General features: G+C 72.3%; 16 protein-coding genes. 8 read left to right on the plus strand and 8 right to left on the minus strand.

Annotation, left to right across the window (positions count from 1 at the left end; all coding sequences use genetic code 11):
* The first annotated feature begins 37 nt into the window (after positions 1–37).
* The 5 genes from LHA35_RS11835 (at position 38) to LHA35_RS11855 (ending at position 5,130) form a co-directional block, all read left to right on the plus strand.
* Positions 38–967: a lysophospholipid acyltransferase family protein gene (locus LHA35_RS11835; RefSeq protein WP_226608475.1), complete on the plus strand. Its 930-nt coding sequence runs from the start codon at positions 38–40 to the stop codon at positions 965–967.
* 195 nt (positions 968–1,162) lie between these two features.
* Positions 1,163–2,566: a tRNA (N6-isopentenyl adenosine(37)-C2)-methylthiotransferase MiaB gene (gene miaB / locus LHA35_RS11840; RefSeq protein WP_226608476.1), complete on the plus strand. Its 1,404-nt coding sequence runs from the start codon at positions 1,163–1,165 to the stop codon at positions 2,564–2,566.
* Between the two features lie 53 nt (positions 2,567–2,619).
* The gene (locus tag LHA35_RS11845; RefSeq protein ID WP_226608477.1) at positions 2,620–3,681 is read left to right on the plus strand and encodes a PhoH family protein; all 1,062 of its coding nucleotides are present in this window, start codon (positions 2,620–2,622) and stop codon (positions 3,679–3,681) included.
* Between the two features lie 46 nt (positions 3,682–3,727).
* Positions 3,728–4,219 carry an rRNA maturation RNase YbeY gene (gene ybeY, locus LHA35_RS11850; protein ID WP_226608478.1) on the plus strand — a complete coding sequence of 164 codons (492 nt, stop codon included), beginning with the start codon at positions 3,728–3,730 and terminating at the stop codon, positions 4,217–4,219.
* A 2-nt stretch (positions 4,220–4,221) separates the two neighbouring features.
* Positions 4,222–5,130, plus strand: a complete 909-nt coding sequence (locus LHA35_RS11855) for a hemolysin family protein (protein ID WP_408902319.1) — start codon at positions 4,222–4,224, stop codon at positions 5,128–5,130.
* A gap of 52 nt (positions 5,131–5,182) precedes the next feature.
* On the opposite strand, the gene LHA35_RS11860 is transcribed toward LHA35_RS11855, so the two are convergent.
* Both LHA35_RS11860 and LHA35_RS11865 read right to left on the minus strand, forming a co-directional pair.
* Positions 5,183–7,141, minus strand: coding sequence for a glycosyltransferase (locus LHA35_RS11860; protein ID WP_226608480.1), 1,959 nt, complete (start codon positions 7,139–7,141; stop codon positions 5,183–5,185).
* 6 nt (positions 7,142–7,147) lie between these two features.
* Positions 7,148–8,374: an HlyD family secretion protein gene (locus tag LHA35_RS11865; RefSeq protein WP_226608481.1), complete on the minus strand. Its 1,227-nt coding sequence runs from the start codon at positions 8,372–8,374 to the stop codon at positions 7,148–7,150.
* A gap of 192 nt (positions 8,375–8,566) precedes the next feature.
* Between LHA35_RS11865 and LHA35_RS11870 the strand changes: the two genes are divergently transcribed.
* The 3 genes from LHA35_RS11870 to LHA35_RS11880 all read left to right on the plus strand — a co-directional run bounded on the left by LHA35_RS11870 (position 8,567) and on the right by LHA35_RS11880 (position 10,789).
* On the plus strand, positions 8,567–8,998 hold the full coding sequence (locus LHA35_RS11870) for a helix-turn-helix domain-containing protein (RefSeq protein ID WP_226608482.1): 432 nt from the start codon (positions 8,567–8,569) through the stop codon (positions 8,996–8,998).
* A gap of 90 nt (positions 8,999–9,088) precedes the next feature.
* Complete coding sequence (locus LHA35_RS11875; protein ID WP_226608483.1) at positions 9,089–9,820, plus strand: endonuclease III domain-containing protein; 732 nt, start codon at positions 9,089–9,091, stop codon at positions 9,818–9,820.
* A gap of 81 nt (positions 9,821–9,901) precedes the next feature.
* Positions 9,902–10,789 (plus strand): TauD/TfdA dioxygenase family protein, encoded by an 888-nt coding sequence (locus LHA35_RS11880; RefSeq protein ID WP_226608484.1) that lies wholly within the window; start codon positions 9,902–9,904, stop codon positions 10,787–10,789.
* Between the two features lie 839 nt (positions 10,790–11,628).
* On the opposite strand, the gene LHA35_RS11885 is transcribed toward LHA35_RS11880, so the two are convergent.
* The 6 genes from LHA35_RS11885 to LHA35_RS11910 form a co-directional block, all read right to left on the minus strand.
* Complete coding sequence (locus LHA35_RS11885) at positions 11,629–12,609, minus strand: NAD(P)H-dependent glycerol-3-phosphate dehydrogenase (RefSeq protein ID WP_226608485.1); 981 nt, start codon at positions 12,607–12,609, stop codon at positions 11,629–11,631.
* 5 nt (positions 12,610–12,614) lie between these two features.
* Positions 12,615–13,442, minus strand: coding sequence for a 23S rRNA (adenine(2030)-N(6))-methyltransferase RlmJ (locus tag LHA35_RS11890; RefSeq protein WP_226608486.1), 828 nt, complete (start codon positions 13,440–13,442; stop codon positions 12,615–12,617).
* A gap of 80 nt (positions 13,443–13,522) precedes the next feature.
* Positions 13,523–14,233 (minus strand): SDR family NAD(P)-dependent oxidoreductase, encoded by a 711-nt coding sequence (locus LHA35_RS11895; RefSeq protein WP_226608487.1) that lies wholly within the window; start codon positions 14,231–14,233, stop codon positions 13,523–13,525.
* The gene (purF, locus tag LHA35_RS11900; RefSeq protein ID WP_226608488.1) at positions 14,233–15,714 is read right to left on the minus strand and encodes an amidophosphoribosyltransferase; all 1,482 of its coding nucleotides are present in this window, start codon (positions 15,712–15,714) and stop codon (positions 14,233–14,235) included. The genes LHA35_RS11895 and purF overlap by 1 nt, the downstream gene beginning before the upstream one ends.
* 8 nt (positions 15,715–15,722) lie before the next feature.
* On the minus strand, positions 15,723–16,283 hold the full coding sequence (locus LHA35_RS11905; RefSeq protein ID WP_226608489.1) for a CvpA family protein: 561 nt from the start codon (positions 16,281–16,283) through the stop codon (positions 15,723–15,725).
* Positions 16,284–16,401: 118 nt separating this feature from the next.
* A complete protein-coding gene (locus LHA35_RS11910; RefSeq protein WP_226608490.1) occupies positions 16,402–17,403 on the minus strand; it encodes a Bug family tripartite tricarboxylate transporter substrate binding protein in 1,002 nt (333 codons plus the stop codon).
* Positions 17,404–17,428 lie beyond the last annotated feature (25 nt).

The following is a 17,428-nucleotide window of genomic DNA, read 5'->3' on the forward strand; positions in this document are numbered from 1 at the left end:
GCCCCGTCTTCGGTCGCAGGCTATCGCCGTTGACGTCATGGATGCCGTCGCCCGCGCCCCTATCGACGCCCTGCGCCCGCGCCGCCTGCGCCGGCGCAAGCCGCTCCGCTTCCGCCAGGGACTGCCCGGTGGCCGGCTCTTCGACGTGTTCGAGGAGCGCCCGCTCGGCGGTCGCCTCCGCGCCGTCCGGCGCCTGCTGCTGGTGGCGCTCTGGACGCTGCTCTGCATCCCCGTCCAGGCCGTGCTGCTGGCCCTCCCCGGCCATGCCAAGTCGCTCTTCCCGGTCCTCTATTTCCGCACGCTCTGCTTCCTGCTCGGCCTCAAGGTCCAGGTCATCGGGCGGCAGAGCCGGCACCGGCCGGTGCTCTTCGTCGCCAACCATTCCTCCTGGCTCGACATCCCGGTCCTCGGCGGGGTGCTGGACGCCGCCTTCGTCGCCAAGGCGGAGGTCGGGACCTGGCCGGTGATCCGCACCGTGGCGCGGCTCGGCCGCACCGTCTTCGTCAGCCGCAGCCGCGGCGCGACGGGGAAGGAGGCAGAGGAGATGCGCAGCCGCATGGCCGCCCGCGACAGCCTGATCCTCTTCCCCGAGGGCACCAGCAATGACGGCACGCGGGTGCTGCCCTTCCGCTCCTCCTTCTTCGCGATCGCCGATGCCGCGGCGGAGATCCAGCCGGTCTCGGTGGTCTATGACCGGCTCGGCGGGCTGCCGGCCTGCCGGCGGGACCGGCCACTCTTCGCCTGGTATGGCGACATGGAGATGGGCAGCCATATCTGGGCCCTCGCCCGCCGCAGCGGCGCGCGGGTGACGGTGGTGCTGCACGAGCCCTTCCCGCCGAGGCTGCTGCCGAACCGCAAGACCCTGGCGGCCGAGGCGCAGCGGATCGTGACCGAGGCGGCCGAGCGGCTGCGGCAGAACCGGGCGGCGGCGCCGCTCGCGCCGCGCCCCCGCGAAACCGTCGCTTGACCGAAGCGGCAGGCTTCGCCGACCCTCGGGGCGTGAGACGATTCGCCAGCACGCCGCCGCCCGGCAGGGCCCGGCATGATCGTTCCCGGCACGGGCCGGGCCCATCGGGCGCTTGACCCGGCCCCGGGCCTTGCGCATCTGCCCCGCGGACCCCGGCACCCCTCCATGGCCGGGGCGGCGGAGTTTGTTCCCGGCATGACCAGCACCACGGCTACCCCCCGGAAGCGCCTCTTCATCCGGACCTGGGGCTGCCAGATGAATGTCTATGACAGCGCCCGGATGGCGGATGTCCTGGCGCCCATCGGCTATGCGCCGGCGGAGACGCCGGAGGGGGCCGACATGGTCATCCTCAACACCTGCCATATCCGGGAGAAGGCGACCGAGAAGCTTTTCTCCGAACTGGGCCGGCTGCGGGAGGCGAAGCAGGCCCGGCGCGCCGAGGGCGGGGAGATGGTGCTGGCCGTCGCCGGCTGCGTCGCCCAGGCGGAAGGCGCCGAGATCACCGCCCGCGCCCCATGGGTGGACATCGTCCTCGGGCCGCAGACCTACCACAAGCTGCCGGAGATGGTGGCCCGCGCCAGCCGTGCCGCCGGCGCCGTCATCGAGACCGACTTCCCGGCCGAGGACAAGTTCGACCACCTGCCCGATGCCGCCGCCCCGCAGGGGGTGACCGCCTTCCTGACGGTGCAGGAGGGCTGCGACAAATTCTGTTCCTTCTGCGTCGTCCCCTATACCCGCGGCGCCGAATTCTCCCGCCCCGTGGCCGGGGTGCTGGCCGAGGCGCGCCGGCTGGTCGCCGCCGGGGCGCGGGAGGTCACGCTGCTCGGGCAGAACGTGAATGCCTATCATGGGGAGGGGCCGGAGGGCCGGAGCTGGGGCCTCGGGCGGCTGCTGCGGGCGCTGGCGGAGATCCCCGGCCTTGCGAGGCTCCGCTACACCACCAGCCACCCGCGGGACGTGGATGACGACCTGATCGCCGCCCACCGGGACCTGCCACAGCTCATGCCCTTCCTGCACCTGCCGGTGCAGAGCGGCAGCGACCGCGTCCTGCAGGCGATGAACCGCGGCCATACCGCGGCCGATTTCCTCCGCATCGTGGACCGGCTGCGGGAGGCGCGGCCGGACCTCGCCCTCTCCTCCGACTTCATCGCCGGCCACCCCGGCGAGACCGCGGCGGATTTCGAGCAGACCATGGACCTCGTCCGCCGGGTCGGCTTCGCGCAGGCTTTCTCTTTCAAATATTCGGCCCGCCCTGGAACACCGGCCGCCGGAGCGCCATTTCAGGTGGCGGAGGCGGACAAGGATGCACGGTTGCAGGCGCTTCAGGCGCTGCTCAGGGAACAGCAGGACGCGTTCAACCGGTCCCGTGTCGGGATGACCTTTCCCGTGCTCTTCACCGGCCCCGGCCGCCATCCGGGGCAGGTCGCCGGGCGATCGCCCTGGCTGCAGCCCGTCCACCTCACCGGCCCGCTCTCGCTCATCGGCACCGAGGCGCCCGTGACGGTGCTCGCCGCGCATCCGAACTCGCTCTCCGGCCTGCTGGCGGCCGGGGATGCGCCCTATGACGTCCAGCCCGAAGAGGAGCCTGCGCCCGCTTGAACACCGCCGCCATCGCCCTCCGGACCCCCGGACCCCCGGGGGAGGCGCGCGCCATGCCGCGCCCTTCCCCTTCCCCCGAACAGCGGACCGTCACCCTGCAGTTCGACGACAATGCCCTGCTCCCCCTGCTCTATGGGGAACATGACCGCCACTTGGTGCGGATCGAGCAGCGGCTCGGGGTTCGGCTCGGCTCCCGCGGCAACCGGCTGACCATCCTGGGGACGCCCGAGCGGACGGAGATGGCGGAAGCCTCCCTGCGCGCGCTCTGGCGACGGTTGGAGAAAGGACAGGGCGTGACCACGGCCGATGTCGAGGCGGCACTGCGCATGGCGGAAGGCGAGGCGGAGAACGATCCGCGCCTGCCGCTGCAGGACATCCCGGAGATCCGGACACGCAAGGCCGCCATTGCCCCGCGCAGTCCGGCCCAGGCCGGCTATATCGAGATGCTGGCGCGGCAGGAGATGGTCTTCGGCATCGGCCCGGCCGGCACCGGCAAGACCTATCTCGCGGTTGCCCAGGGCGTCGCGCTGCTGCAGGCGGGGCGGGTCGACCGCATCGTCCTCTCCCGCCCGGCGGTCGAGGCCGGCGAGCGTCTGGGCTTCCTGCCGGGCGACATGAAGGAAAAGGTGGACCCCTATCTCCGCCCCCTCTATGACGCGCTGCACGACATGCTGCCGGCGGAACAGGTGGCCCGCCGCATCGCTAGCGGGGAGATCGAGATCGCGCCGCTCGCCTTCATGCGCGGCCGGACGCTGGCGCATTGCTTCGCCATCCTGGACGAGGCGCAGAACACCACGCCGGCGCAGATGAAGATGTTCCTCACCCGCATGGGCGAGGGGACGCGTATGGTGATCACCGGCGATCCGACCCAGGTCGATCTGCCGCATGGTCAGCAGAGCGGGCTGGCCGACGCGCTGCGCATCCTAGACGGGGTGCAGGGCATCGGCGTCGCCCGCTTCGATGAACGTGACGTCGTCCGCCACCCCCTGGTGGCGAAGATTGTCGCGGCTTACGGCCGCGCCGACGAGGCGCGGACCCATGGGCGGGCCGACGGCCAGGCTGCGGAGCAGCAGGGCCGCCGGGGGAAGAAGGAACAGGATGGAACCGGGAAGTAGTCGTCCCGGCGGTGCGGGGGAGCCACCCCCCGCCTTCGCCGGGATCATGGAAGAGGACGATGTCCCCGACCCAGGCGTGTCGGTGGAGGTCGTATTGGCCGATCCGGCCTGGCGGCGCCTGGTGCCGCGGGTCGAGGCCCTGGCCCGCCGCGCCGTCGAGGCGGCGCTCCGCGACAGCGGGGAGGCAGGCAGCGTCAGCGTCCTGCTGGCCGATGACCGCGAATTGAAGCGCCTGAACGGCGAGCATCGCGGCAAGGAAAAACCCACCAACGTGCTGAGCTTCCCCGGGATGGGCGACCATCTCGGCGACATCGCCCTCGCCCTCGGCGTGGTGCGGCGGGAGGCGAAGGCGGCGGGCAAGCGGCCGGCCGCGCATTTCGCGCATCTGGTCGCGCATGGCGCCCTGCACCTGGTCGGCCATGACCATCTGAGCGCCGGCGAGGCGCGGCGGATGGAACGCGCCGAGGCCCGCGCCATGCACCGCATGCGGCTGCCCAACCCCTGGAAGCCCGAGATGGGGCGGGGGGTCCCGGCATGAGCATGACCAACAGCGAGGCGCGAGAGCAGCGCAACGGCATCCTCTGGCGGCTGCAGGGCCTGCTGCGGAAGCGGGAGGCGGAGAGCGTCCGCGACCGCATGGAGGAGCTGATCGAGGAGCGCGAGGAGCAGCGCCGCGCGGGCGACGAGAACGGCCACCGCGACGAGTTCAGCGCGCAGGAGCGCGCGGTGCTCGGCAATGTGCTCAAGCTGCGCGACAAGACCGCCGACGACGTCATGGTGCCGCGCGCCGACATCATGGCGATGCCGGAGGATTTCACGCTCGACCAGGCGATCCGCCTGATCCAGCGCGACGGCCACAGCCGCTACCCGGTCTATCGCGGCCAGCTCGACGAGATCGTCGGCATGGTCCACATCAAGGATGTCTTCGCCGCGGTCGGCCGCGAGCAGTCCTTCGACCTCAAATCGATCCTGCGCAAGCCGCTCTTCACCGTGCCCTCCGTCCCGGTGCTCGACCTGCTGCTGCAGATGCGCACGGCGCGCGTCCACATGGCGCTGGTGGTGGACGAGTATGGCGGCATCGACGGGCTGGTGACGATCGAGGACCTGGTCGAGACCATCACCGGCGACATCTCCGACGAGCATGACGAGGACGTGCCGCCGCAGATGCTCGAGCGGCCGGACGGCACGATCGAGCTGGATGCCCGCATGCCGGTTGAGGCCTTCGAGCAGAAGCTCGGCGCCGTGCTGACCGAGGAGGAGCGCGCGGCCGATATCGACACGGTGGGCGGGCTGGTCTTCACCCTGGCGGGCCGCGTGCCGGCCAGGGGCGAACTGGTCTCGCATTCCTCCGGGCTGGAATTCCGGGTGCTGGACGCCGATCCGCGGCGGATCCGGCGGTTGCGCGTGCGCAAGCCGGGGGCGCAGCCGAGCAAGCAGGCGGCGGAGTAGCGGGCCGCCGGCCGCACGCGCGCGGCCGGGCGGGGCGCCGCCCGGCCCGGCCTCAGGCGAAGGCGCGCCGCGCCAGCACCCGCACGAGGTCGAGCGGCCGCGTGCTGGCGACCGAGCGCACATAGCGGCCGGAGAAGATTTTGCGGATCAGCGCCGCCTCCACCGGGGCCGGCGCGCGGAAGGCCAGGTGCAAGGCCGTGCCGCTGACGCGGCGCAGATCCGCCAGCACTGCGCCAACCCCGGCAAGGTGCAGCGTCACCGTCTGGCCGGGCACCAGCCCCTCCGGCCCGCCCTCCACCCGGCAACCGGTGACGGAGAGGTCGCGCAGCCTGACCGGCACCTCCTCCCGTCCCGGCAGGCGGAGCGTTGCGGCCTCATCGGCATCGAAGCGCTCCTGCAGGCGCTGCCGCGGCTGCTCCACGCAGATCAGCAGGGTGATGCCGAGAATCGCGACGTTGAACAGGCTCCAGAAGAGGTTCATCGCCTCGACATCCGGCGGCGTGCCCGGCGCGGGGCCGAGCAGGAGCCGCCAGCCGATGCCGCCGATGGTGAGGAGGAGCAGCGTCAGCCAGGGCCAGGCGATGCTCCATTGCACCACCACGCGGTCGCGCCGCGTTCCCTTGGCCGTCACCTTGAAGCGCTGGTCCCGGCGGCCGAACAGGCCGATGGCGCTGGCCCGCAGCGCCTCGCGCGTCACCAGCAGCCCCATGGCCTCGGCCATGACGGGCAGGTTGGTGCCGCGGCTCACCCAGCCGAGATAGAGCACGCAGGCGAACCAGTAGGGGCCGAGATGGCCGAGCAGGCCGGCGAGGTCGGTCCGCATGACCACCAGCCCGAGCCACCAGTAGAGGATCGGCACCAGCAAGCAGGCCAGGCGCATCAGCGAGCCGACCAGCCAGAAGAGCACGGTATCGAGCGTGTGCAGGCGCATCAGCAGCGGCGTCGGCCCGAAGGAGAACGGCCCCCAGCGCGTCCGCACGATCTGCATGGTGCCGAGACACCAGCGGCCGCGCTGCGTCAGGTATTCCTGCAGCCCCTCCGGCGCCAGGCCGACGGTCAGCGGCTCGTTCAGATAGACGGTGCGCCAGCCGAGGCCGGTGAGCTTGATCGAGAGCAGGAGATCCTCGGTCACGCTCTCGGTCGGGAAAAGGCCGATCTCCTCCAGCGCCGAGGCGCGGATCAGCGCGGAGGTGCCGCAGGAGAAGGCCGTCCCGTGGGCGTCCTTGCTGGCCAGGATGGCGTCGAAGAAGAAGCGCTGCTCGTCGCTGAGGGTGGAGAGCCCGCGCAGGTTCAGCTGGATCGGGTCGGGATTCAGGAAGTGCTGCGGCGTCTGCACGCAGCCCACGCGCGGGTCGTGCAGCAGCGCGGCGGCGCGGCGGAGGAATTGCGGCGTGGCGATGAAATCGGCATCCAGCACCGCAATGGCGTCGGGCCGTTCCGGCAGGGCGAGCAGGTGGCGGAGCGCCGCGTTCATGTTGCCGGCCTTGCCGTGCCGGTTGTCCCCGCGCGTCACGTAGTGCGCGCCGAGGTCCTCGGCGAGGGCACGCAGCCAGGGCCGCCGGCCATCATCCAGCACCCAGACGCGGAAGCGCGGGTAGTCCTGCGCCAGCGCGCCGACGATGCTGCGCATCAGGATCTCGCGGCCCTCGTTGTAGGTCGGGATCAGGATGTCGATCAGCGGCGGGCCGCCGGGGAACAGCTCCACCGGATGGGCATCGGCCTCGGCGCTGCGGTCCCGGCTGCGCGAGAGAACGTGCAGGAGCAGCAGGCCGGCGAGGCAGCTCAGCATTTCCAGGCCGAGGAAGGCCCGCGCGAGGAGCGCGTCGATCCCCTGCTCCGGCGGCGGCAAGGTCTCCGTCACGCGCCAGGCCAGGTAGCGCAGCATCAGCAGCGCGACGATGAGCGCCCCGAGCAGCCGTGGCAGCGGGCGGTCCGGCGGCGTCCCGGCCAGCAGCAGCGCCATGCCGAGGACGAGAAGCAGGGGCGCCGCGGCGGAAGCGAGGTCCGGCATGCGGCCTCAGAAGGACAGGCGGCCGAGCCGCCCGCTTTCGCAGGCAGCGGCATGCCCGCTCTCCGGGGACAGGCGGACCAGGACCTCGAAGCGCGGCAGGCCGCCTTCCGCCCGGCCGGGCTCGGCCCGCAGCGCCGCCACCTCGCCCGGCAGCGCGGCATCCTCGCCGGCGGGCCGGAACCGCGCCGCCTGACCCAGGCGCAGGCCGCGGAAGACATGGGCCTCGACGGCCGCGGTGACCTCGGGGCGCCCGCATTCGGCGAGGACCGCCACCTCCTGGCCCGGCAGCACCTGCTCCCCCGGTCGCGCGGCCAGATGCAGCAGGCGCGCGGCGACCGGCAGGGACAGCTCGGCCTGGCGCAGCCGCTCCAGCCGGCCCGCCTCCTCCTGCAATTGGGCACGGAGCGCGGCCAGCCGCGCCTCCCGCTCCAGCCGCTGCGCCTCCAGCTCGGCGGCGGCGGCACGCAGCCGGTCCCGGAATTGCTGGGTGGCGGAGCGGTCCGTCGCCGCCTCCGAGGCGAAGACGCCCTGCCCGGCGGCCTCAAGCTCGGCCATCAGCACGGCCCGGCGTTCGACCGCCGCCTGGCGCTCGGCCCGGGCGACCGCCGCGGCACGGGTCGCCTGGTCGAGCGCGGCGGCCGGCGCATTGCCCGTGGCATGGAGGCTCTGCGACCGCCGCAGCGCCTGCTCGGCCTCCTGCAGGCGGGCCTCGGCGGCGAGGGCGGCACTCTCCACCTCGGCCAGCCGGGCACGCAGCGTCGCGGTCCGGGTCTGCTGGAAGAGCGCGGCGTGGCGATCAGCCTCGGCGAGTTCCGCAGCGGCATGCGCGGCGCGGTGGTCGAGCGCGATCCGCTCCGCCTCGGCGGTCGCGAGCTGCGCCATGAGCTCGGCCCGGCGGCTGTCATCCACCCGCGGGTTGCGCAGGATGGCGAAGGGCGTGCCGGCCGGCAGGATATCCCCGATGCGCGGGGCGGGACCGGCCGGCGCCTCCAGCACGCCGCCGAGAGGCGCGCGCAGCACCATGGGCGCCCCGGCCATGACGGCATGCGCCGCCTCCAGCCGGTAGAAGCGGTCATGCAGGAAGAATCCCGCCAGGGCGATCAGCCCGAGGCCGAGCGCGCCGCGCAGCAGGCGGCGCAGCCCATGCCTGCGTTTGCCATCCTCCGGGCCAGCAACTGTGGTGGTGTTCTGGCCCGCCATCCGCGGCGGATGCAGGCGGAGATCGTCAGGCATGTGGGTCTGATCCAGCCATTCGGCGCCGTTCGGGCCGGCAATCTCGCAGCTGAACCTCGCTTATTGGTGAATCCCAGCCGCGGCCCGGCGACGGGTTTCACAACTCCGCACCGCAGGTCTCCGGCGGCCTGAGCGACGGAACCCTTTCGGCTTTCCGCACTTCACCAAAGAGGCGAATCGAGGGGGACCGCCATGCCGTTCAAGGGCAAGCCGCCGGGCAGCGGCTCGGGGGAGATGTCGCGCCGGACCCAGGCCCTCAGGCCGAACATCGCGCTCGAGCCGAAGGAGGCCGCGAAGGCCCGCGCGCTCCGCCGGCAGGGCGAGCCCCCGGCCGCCATCGCCGCCCGCTTCGGCGTACCGGTCGAGGAGGTGGAGAAGGCGCTGGTGCAGATGCGCAGCCCGCGGCCGGAGAGCACGCGCGGCACGCTGAACGTGACGCTGGCGGCGCACCGCTTCGTCCTGGCGGAGCGGCAGGGCGACGAGCCGCTCTGGCAGACCATGGACCGGCTGGTGGATGAGCTGATCCGGCTGCGGCAGATGGTGGCCAACCGCCCCGCACCGGCGCCGAAGCGGCCGCGCGAGGCGGGGCGGCCGGACGACCTGCTGCCGGGCCTGCTGCCCTAGCGGCCGCTGCGCCGGGCGGCCCTGCCCCGGCCCGGGATGACCGGGCAGCCCTGCGGCAACCATCCGGGGCAGGCACCGCGTTGAGGCGGCATGCCGCAACCCTCCACCCGGCCCCCCTCCCCTTCTGCCGTCGCCGCCCCGCTGCCCGCGGAGCTGCCCCTGCCCGGCAAGGACCCCTTCGACATCGACCTGGTCTTCCGCCTGCTGCGCGGCGCGACCGCGGGCCTGCCCCGGGCGGCGATGTTCGCGCTGCGCGACGAGGGCCATGCCTCGCCCTTCGAGCAGCTGGTGGCCGCCCTGATCTCCGCCCGGACGCGGGACGAGACCACCATCCCGGTCTGCCGCCGCCTCTTTGCCCGCGCCCGGACGCCGGACGCCATGGCCGCGCTGCCGGAGGCGGAGCTGGTCGGGCTGCTGGAGGGCGCGACCTTCCCGGAGCCGAAGGCGCGGGACATCCTCGCCCTCTCCCGCCGGATCGCCGAGGCCGGGGCGGTGCCGGACACGATGGAGGGGCTGCAGGCGCTGCGCGGCGTCGGGCCGAAGATCGCGGCGCTGACGCTCGGCGTCGGCTTCGGGACGCCGGCGATCTCGGTCGACATCCATGTCCACCGCATTGCCAACCGCTGGGGCTATGTGGCGACAGGCACGCCGGAACGGACCATGCAGGCGCTGCTGGCCCGGCTGCCGGAGCGCTACTGGATCGAGATCAACGAGCAGCTGGTGCCCTTCGGGAAATTCGTCTGCACCGGCGAAAAGCCGCGCTGCTCCGGCTGCGCCCTGCTGCGGCAATGCCGGCAGGTCGGCGTCACGGCGCATCGCTGAGATGGCCGGCGGCGGCGCCCGGCGTTAAGCTCGGCGGCCTGAGAAGGGGCCGGAGGCCCCCCGGAGGAGGAAACCCTGCCCATGCCGCTTGCCATCCGCCCCGCCAATCCGGCGCGCCCCGATTTCGTCGGCGAGGTCTCCGGCGTCGACCTTCGCAACATCATCACCCCGGCCGAGGCCGCGGCGATCGAGGAGGGGATGGACACCTACGGCGTCCTCGTCTTCCGCGGCCAGGAGATCGACGACGCGCAGCAGGTCGCCTTCAGCCGGAATTTCGGCCCGCTGGAACTGGCGACGGGCGACATCGTGCAGGGCGAGCAGCGGCGGCTGTCCATGGAGGTGAACGACATCTCCAACCTGCACCGCGACGGCACGGTGATGGCGCGGGACGACCGCAAGCGGCTGTTCAGCCTCGGCAACATGCTCTGGCACAGCGACAGCAGCTTCAAGGCGACGCCGGCGAAGTATTCCCTGCTTTCGGCCCGCGTCATCCCCGGGGCAGGCGGCAACACGGAATTCGCCGATATGCGCCGGGCCTGGGACACGCTCGATCAGGAGACCAGGGCATTGGTGCGCGACCTGGTCTGCGAACACAGCCAGATCTACTCGCGCGGCGTGCTGGGCTTCACCGACTTCACCAAGGAGGAGCGGGCGAAATGGGCGCCGGTGCCGCAGCGCCTGGTGCGCCGGCACCCGCGGACCGGGCGGCTCTCGCTCTTTCTCTCCTCCCATGCCGGGGCCATCCAGGGCTGGCCGGTGCCGGAAGCGCGGGCGCTGCTGCGCGACCTGACGGAGAACGCGACGCAGCGCGAGAATGTTCACGCCCATGTCTGGCAGCCGCATGACCTGGTGATGTGGGACAACCGCGTCACCATGCACCGCGCCCGGCGCTATGACGCGGCGCAGGTGCGCGACCTGCACCGCACGACGGTGGCGGATGTGGCGCCGACGCTGGAACAGGCGGCCTAGAGCAGATCGCGGAGGGGCGTGAACGCCCCGCAGCGTGAATCTGCTCTACAAACAGCGATCTACAGCGGATTGCGTTCAGTTTCGAACGCAATCCGCTGTAGAGCGGAACGCGGACGGGCGTGAACGTCCGGGAGCGTGACCCTGCTCGAACGGCAAGGAGCACCAGCGGATGGGCGTTCAGGCATGAACGCAACCCGCTGTAGCGCAGACCGCGCCCGGGCGTGAACGTCCGCGCGCGAGACTCCGCCCTGCAGACAATGGCTTGCAGCGGATCGCCACCCGGGTGGCGTGATGCCATCGCCCGAACACCGCCAGACGAGAGACCGGCCTGTCGGGGCTCCCCGCAGCGCCGCCGCGCTGGTGCCCAGCGCAGCGACGAGGCCGGGGCAACGGCCTTGTACCATTGGCGTATATCATTCAGCTTCGAATTCAGTAAATTCTTACCCAACCCAAACCCAACAAAGTAAATCCTGTAAATACGCCATTACTCGTCATAAATGCTATTCTGGAATTTTTGAGCAACGGCAATGTCGCCCCTCCACTTGCACCAAATTAAATTTTTCATTCTCTGAAACCAGACCGCTGCACCCGGCCAGAGCAGCCTAGGCATTTGCGAAGCGTTAAAACATCTAACAAATGATATATGCCCGTGCCCGGGAGGCCCGCCCGATCTGACGTGAGCGCGAGGCGCGACAGCTCGCCAGATGGTGGGCCGGACAGGGCGGCGCAGCGCGGCGCGACGGGCGCCGGCCACGGATCACGGCCGGACCGCAAGGCGGATCCGCAGCAGGAACCGGCGCTCAAGGGCAGGGCCGCGCGCCGCCGTGGCGCGGCCGTCGCTACTCGTCCCGCCGCGGCCGGGAGAGCAGGCGGCCCATGGCCTCCGGCACCGTCAGGTGGCCCGCCAGCAGGTCGGCCACGGCCTGGCAGATCGGCAGTTCGACGCCGCATCGCCGGGCGCGGGCGGTGATCGCCGGGGCGGTCGCCACCCCTTCCGTCACCCCCACGCGCTCCGCCAGCACCTCGGCCAGGGTCCGCCCCTGGCCGAGCGCCAAGCCGAGCGAGAAATTGCGGCTGCCCGGGCCCGTCGCGGTCAGCAGCAGGTCGCCGAGGCCGGAGAGCCCGGCCGCCGTCTCCGCCCGGCCGCCGAGCGCGACCGCGAGGCGGGAGAGTTCCGCGACGCCGCGCGTGACCAGCGCCGCGCGGGCATTCTCGCCCAGGCCGGCGCCGATCACGACGCCGGCGGCGATGGCGATGACATTCTTGGCGGCGCCGCCCACCTGCACGCCCACCGGGTCGTCGCTGCCATAGAGGCGGAAGGCAGGCGTCGCCAGCAGGTCACCCACCTGTCCCCGCAGGGCCTGGTCATGGCTGGCGACGACCGCCGCGGCGGGCAGGCCGGCCGCGACCTCCCGCGCGAAGTTCGGGCCGGAGAGGACGGCAGTGGCATGGCCGGGCCGCAGCGCCGCGATGATCTCGAGCGGCAGGAGGAGCGTGCCCAGCTCGACGCCCTTGGCGACGGTGACGAGGGGCGGCGCGGCCGCCGGCAGTCCCGCGAGGAAGGCGCGGATATGCTGCACCGGAACGGCGAGGATGGCGAGTTCGGCGCCCTGCACCGCCGCGGCCAGGTCGGCGGTGGCGGAGACTCCATCAGGCAGGGCGATGCCGGGGAGGTAGCGGGCATTCTCGCGCGCCGCCGCCATGGCTGCCACGCGCGCCGGGTCGCGCGCCCAGAGCGTCACCGCCTGCCCCGCCCGCCCTGCCTGCAGGGCGAGGGCGGTGCCCCAGGCGCCGGCCCCGAGGACGGCGAGCTTCGGCATTCCCCCTATTCCTCCGCGATGCGGGTCATGGCCCAGCCCTGGCCGGGCTCGCCCTCCCCCAGCCGCTCCAGCAGCGCGGCGAGGATGGCGGCGCCTTCCTCCTCGAATTTCCAGGGTGGGTTGGCGACCAGCAGGCCGCAGCCGTTCAGGCGCTGCGGGTCGGTCGGCTCGCGCAGCCAGAGCTCGGCGGCGACCAGGTCGCGCACCCCGCTCTCCTTCAGCCCGGCGTGGAAGGCGCGGACCGGGGCGCGGTGCTTGATGGGATACCAGCAGGCCTGGATGCCGGCGCGGAAGCGGTGGCCGACCAGGGCGATGCCCTGGGCCATGCGGTCGAACTCCCCTTCCTGCTCGAAGGGCGGGTCCACCAGCACCAGGCCGCGCTTCTCCGGGAAGGGGGTGAGGGCCTTCAGCGCCTCGTAGCCGTCGCGGTGGTGGATGGCGACCTGCCGGTCGCCGCGGAAGCGGGCGCGGAGGGTGGCGTGGTCCTCCGGGTGCAGTTCGCAGGCGAGGAGCTGGTCCTGCGGCCGCAGCAGGGCGCGGATCAGGGCGGGAGAGCCCGGGTATTGCGCCGGCGCCCCGGCGGCGCGGACCAGGCCGACATAATCGGCGAGCGGCCCACCGCTGGTGTCGAGCAGCCGGCCGATGCCCTTCCTCCACTCCCCGGTGCGCTCCGCCTCGCTGCCGCCGAGATCGTAGCTGCCGATGCCGGCATGGGTGTCGAGCACCCGGAAGGGCTTTTCCTTGGCCGCGAGGGCACGCAGCAGCCAGACCAGCAGCGCGTGCTTCATGCAATCGGCGAAATTGCCGGCGTGGAAGGCGTGGCGGTAGTTCATGGTCTTGCCAACTCAGGCCGGGTCCAGGGGTCGCCTGACCCCTGGTGGGGGAGGTGCGGAGGGGGCAAAGCCCCCCTCCGCTATGTGCGGCGAACGACCTCGCCGTTACGGCTTTCCGCGGGCAGGCAGAGCGCAGCGACCTGCGGCGCCACCTCGGCGGGTTGCGGCAGGGTCGCCGGGTCCTCGCCCGGCATGGCCATGGCGCGCAGCTTGGTGGCGACGGCGCCGGGGTCGAAGAGGTTCACCCGGAGCTTCGTGTTCGCCACCTCGGCCGCCCAGGCTTTCGCCAGGTGTTCCTGCCCGGCCTTGCCGAAACCGTAGAGGCCCCAATAGGCGCGCGGCTCCGCCACCAGCCCGTCGGTCAGGATGACGGCGCGGCCGGCGGGGGCGGCGCGCAGCGGCGGGTCGCAGGTGCGGATCAGCCGCCAGCAGGCGGAGAGGTTCACCGCCACGGCTTCCTGCCAGTCCCGCGGCATGATGTGCGCGATGGGGGTGAGCTTCGCCAGCACGCCCGCGGCATGCACCAGGATGTCCAGCCGCCCGAAGCGCTGGGCGATGGAGGGCCCGACCATGTCGAGCTTCTCGCCATCCTTCGCCAGGTCGAGCGGGAAGAGGGTCGCCTGGCCGCCCGCGGCGCGGATGGCGTCGTCGACCTCCTCCAGCGCGCCCTGGGTGCGGGCGGTCAGCACGCAATGCGCGCCGAGCTTCGCCAGTTCGATCGCGGTCGCGGCGCCGAGGCCGCGGGAGGCGCCCGTCACGAGCGCCACCGATCCTTCGAGCGGCTTCGGCATCAGCCCGCCTGCAGCAGCGAGAGCTGCCGGTCGTTGTTGTCCTGCGCGTCGGTCAGCGGGATGCCGTAGTCGCCGGTGAAGCAGGCATCGCAATAGGCCGGCTTCTTGGGATCGCGGCCCGGCTTGCCGAGCGCGCGGTAGAGGCCGTCGAGCGAGATGAAGGCGAGGCTGTCCACGCCGATGATCTGCGCCATCTCCTGCAGATCGTGCCTGGCGGCCAGCAGCTTGCCGCGTTCCGGCGTGTCGATGCCGTAGTAGCAGCTATGGGTGGTGGGGGGGGAGGAGATGCGCATATGCACCTCCGTCGCGCCGGCCTGGCGGACCATCTCGACGATCTTGCGGCTGGTGGTGCCGCGGACGATGGAATCGTCCACCAGGATCACCCGCTTGCCTTCCAGCATCGGCCGGTTGGCGCTGTGCTTCAGCTTCACGCCGAGATGGCGGATCTGGTCGGTCGGCTCGATGAAGGTGCGGCCGACATAGTGGTTGCGGATGATGCCGAGCTCGAAGGGGATGCCGCTTTCCATGGAATAGCCCATGGCCGCCGGCACGCCGCTGTCCGGCACGGGCACCACCACATCGGCCGCCACGCCGCTCTCGCGCGCCAGCTCCGCGCCGATCTTCTTGCGGGTGTCGTAGACCGGCGTGCCTTCCACGATCGAGTCGGGCCGGGCGAAGTAGATGTACTCGAAGATGCAGAAGCGGTCCGGCTGCTTGCCGAAGGGCTTGATGCTGTGCACGCCCTTGTCGTCGATGACGATGATCTCGCCGGCATCGATGTCCCGCACGAATTCGGCGCCGACGATGTCGAGGGCGCAGGTCTCGGAGGACAGCACCCAGGAGGGGGGCGCGCCCCCCTCCCCGCCCATGCGGCCGAGCACCAGCGGCCGGACGCCGAGCGGGTCCCGCGCGCCGATCAGCGCGCCGTTGTGCAGCGCCACCAGGCTGTAGGCGCCCTGGACCTGGCGCAGCGCGTCGATCAGCCGGTCCACCACGGTCGAGTAGAGGCTGATGGCGATGAGGTGGATGAAGACCTCGGAATCGGTCGTGCTCTGGAACAGGCAGCCGCGCCCGACCAGGCTGCGGCGGAGGCCAAGGGCGTTGGTGAGGTTGCCGTTATGCGCGACCGCGAAGCCGCCGAAGGCGAAATCGGCATAGAGCGGCTGGACGTTGCGCAGCGCCGTCTCGCCGGTGGTGGCGTAGCGGTTGTGGCCGACCGCGGCGCGGCCGCGAAGCTGGGCCATCACCTTGGCGTCGGAGAAGATGTCCCCGACCAGGCCCTGGCCCTTATGGGCGTGGAAGATGCCACCCTCATCTAGGGCGACGATGCCGGCGGCCTCCTGCCCCCGGTGCTGCAGGGCATGCAGGCCGAGCGCGGTGAGGGCGGCGGCATCGGTGGCGTTCCAGACGCCGAAGACGCCGCATTCCTCGTGGAATTTGTCGTCTTCGGACTGCCACGGACGGGTGGACAGGTCGGTCATGGGGGTCCTCACGTCCGGTTGCGGGCCGGCGGTCGCAGCAATTCGTCATGCGTCGGCCCCGGGCGTGCCGGGGGCGCGGCGACGCGGGGCCGGTATTCGGGGGGCAGTTGGGCCACCAGCCAGTGGGAACCGTCCACCACCAGGGGCAGCGTCCGCGCCTCGCGGACGGCCTCCGGCCAGCGATCGGCCGCGGGCAGCACCATGCCACCCAGGATATAGGCGAGGATGACCAGAAACGCACCCCGCGCGACGCCGAAGACCAGGCCGAGGGCGCGGTCCGTGCCGCCCAGGACACTGTCCTGCACGCGGCGGGCCACGAAGCTGATCAGGATCTTGAGGACGACCAGGACGATGAGGAAGACGCCGCCGGCGGCCAGGGCATCGGCCAGCCAGGCGGGCTCCACGCTGCCCTCGAGCAAGGGCACCACGGCGGGGCGGAGGGCGAGCGCAAGGAAGGCGGCGCCGATCCAGGCGCCGACCCCGAGCACTTCCTGCACAAGCCCCCGCATGAAGGCGAGCAACGCCGAGACGGCGAGCACCGCCAGCACCACACCGTCGACCCAGGTCATCGTGGCGGCGGTATAGCGGCGGGGCGGTGGCGGTGTCCACGCAAGCGGCAGTCAGCGCAAGCGGGGCAGCGTCGCGGTGGGGAAGGGGCTGGGCGGGGGCGATCCCGGGCCGGCGCCCCTACCCCGCCCGCAGCCCGGCCCGCTCCGCCGCCGCCCGGGTCCAGGCGGTCTCCCGCACCAGGAAGGCGGCGAAGCCCGCCGGCGTCGCCTCCTCGGGAGAGGCCATCTCGCTGCCCATCTCCTCCAGCCGCTGCCGGTTGGCCGGATCGGCGACGGCGGCGGCCACCGCGGCGGAGAGCGCCGCCATGGCCTCCGGCGGCGTGCCGGCGACGGTCACAATCCCGACGAAGGCCGCGGCGCGGAAGCCCGGCATCCCGGCCTCCTCCAGGGTCGGCACCTCGGGCGCCACCTTCAGCCGCTGCGCCGAGCCGACGCCGAGGATGCGCACCACCCCTTCCCGGTGCAGCGGCAGGGCGGTGGAGATCTCGGTCATCGCCGCCTTGATGGTCCCGGCCACCAGGTCCGGCGTCATGGCGCCGCCGCTGCCATAGGGCACGTGCTGCAGGGCCGCGCCGGTCGCGGCGTTGAAGCTCTCGATCGCCAGGTGGGAGGTGCTGCCATTGCCGGAGGAGCCGGCGGTGATGCTGCCGGGCGCCGCCCTGGCCAGCGCGACCAGTTCCACGAGTGTCCGGACCGGGACGCTACGATGCACCGCCAGCACGGTCGGCGTGCGGACGAAGAGCCCGACCGGCGCGAAATCCCTGGCCGGGTCATAGGCCAGGTTGGCCTGGATGGTCGGGTTGACCGTCAGCGGCCCGTTCGAGCCGAGGAAGATGGTGGTGCCGTCCGGCTTCGCCCGGGCGAAGGCGGTCGCCGCGACATTGCCGGCGGCGCCGGCGCGGTTCTCCACCACCACCGGCTGGCCCAGCATCTCGGACAGCTTCGGCGCCATGACGCGCGCGACCGTGTCGGAATTGCCGCCCGGGGCGAAGGGGACGATGAGGCGGACCGGCCGGTCCGGGAAGCCGCCCTGGGCGCGCAGGGCGCGGGGCGAGAGGAAGACGGGCGCGCCCCAGAGCGCGCCCAAGGGGGCCAGCACGGCCCGGCGACGGATGGGCATGGGCACTTCCTCCCTCCGGGCCTGA

This window comes from Roseicella aerolata (genome assembly GCF_020523605.1).
Taxonomy (GTDB): domain Bacteria; phylum Pseudomonadota; class Alphaproteobacteria; order Acetobacterales; family Acetobacteraceae; genus Paracraurococcus; species Paracraurococcus aerolatus.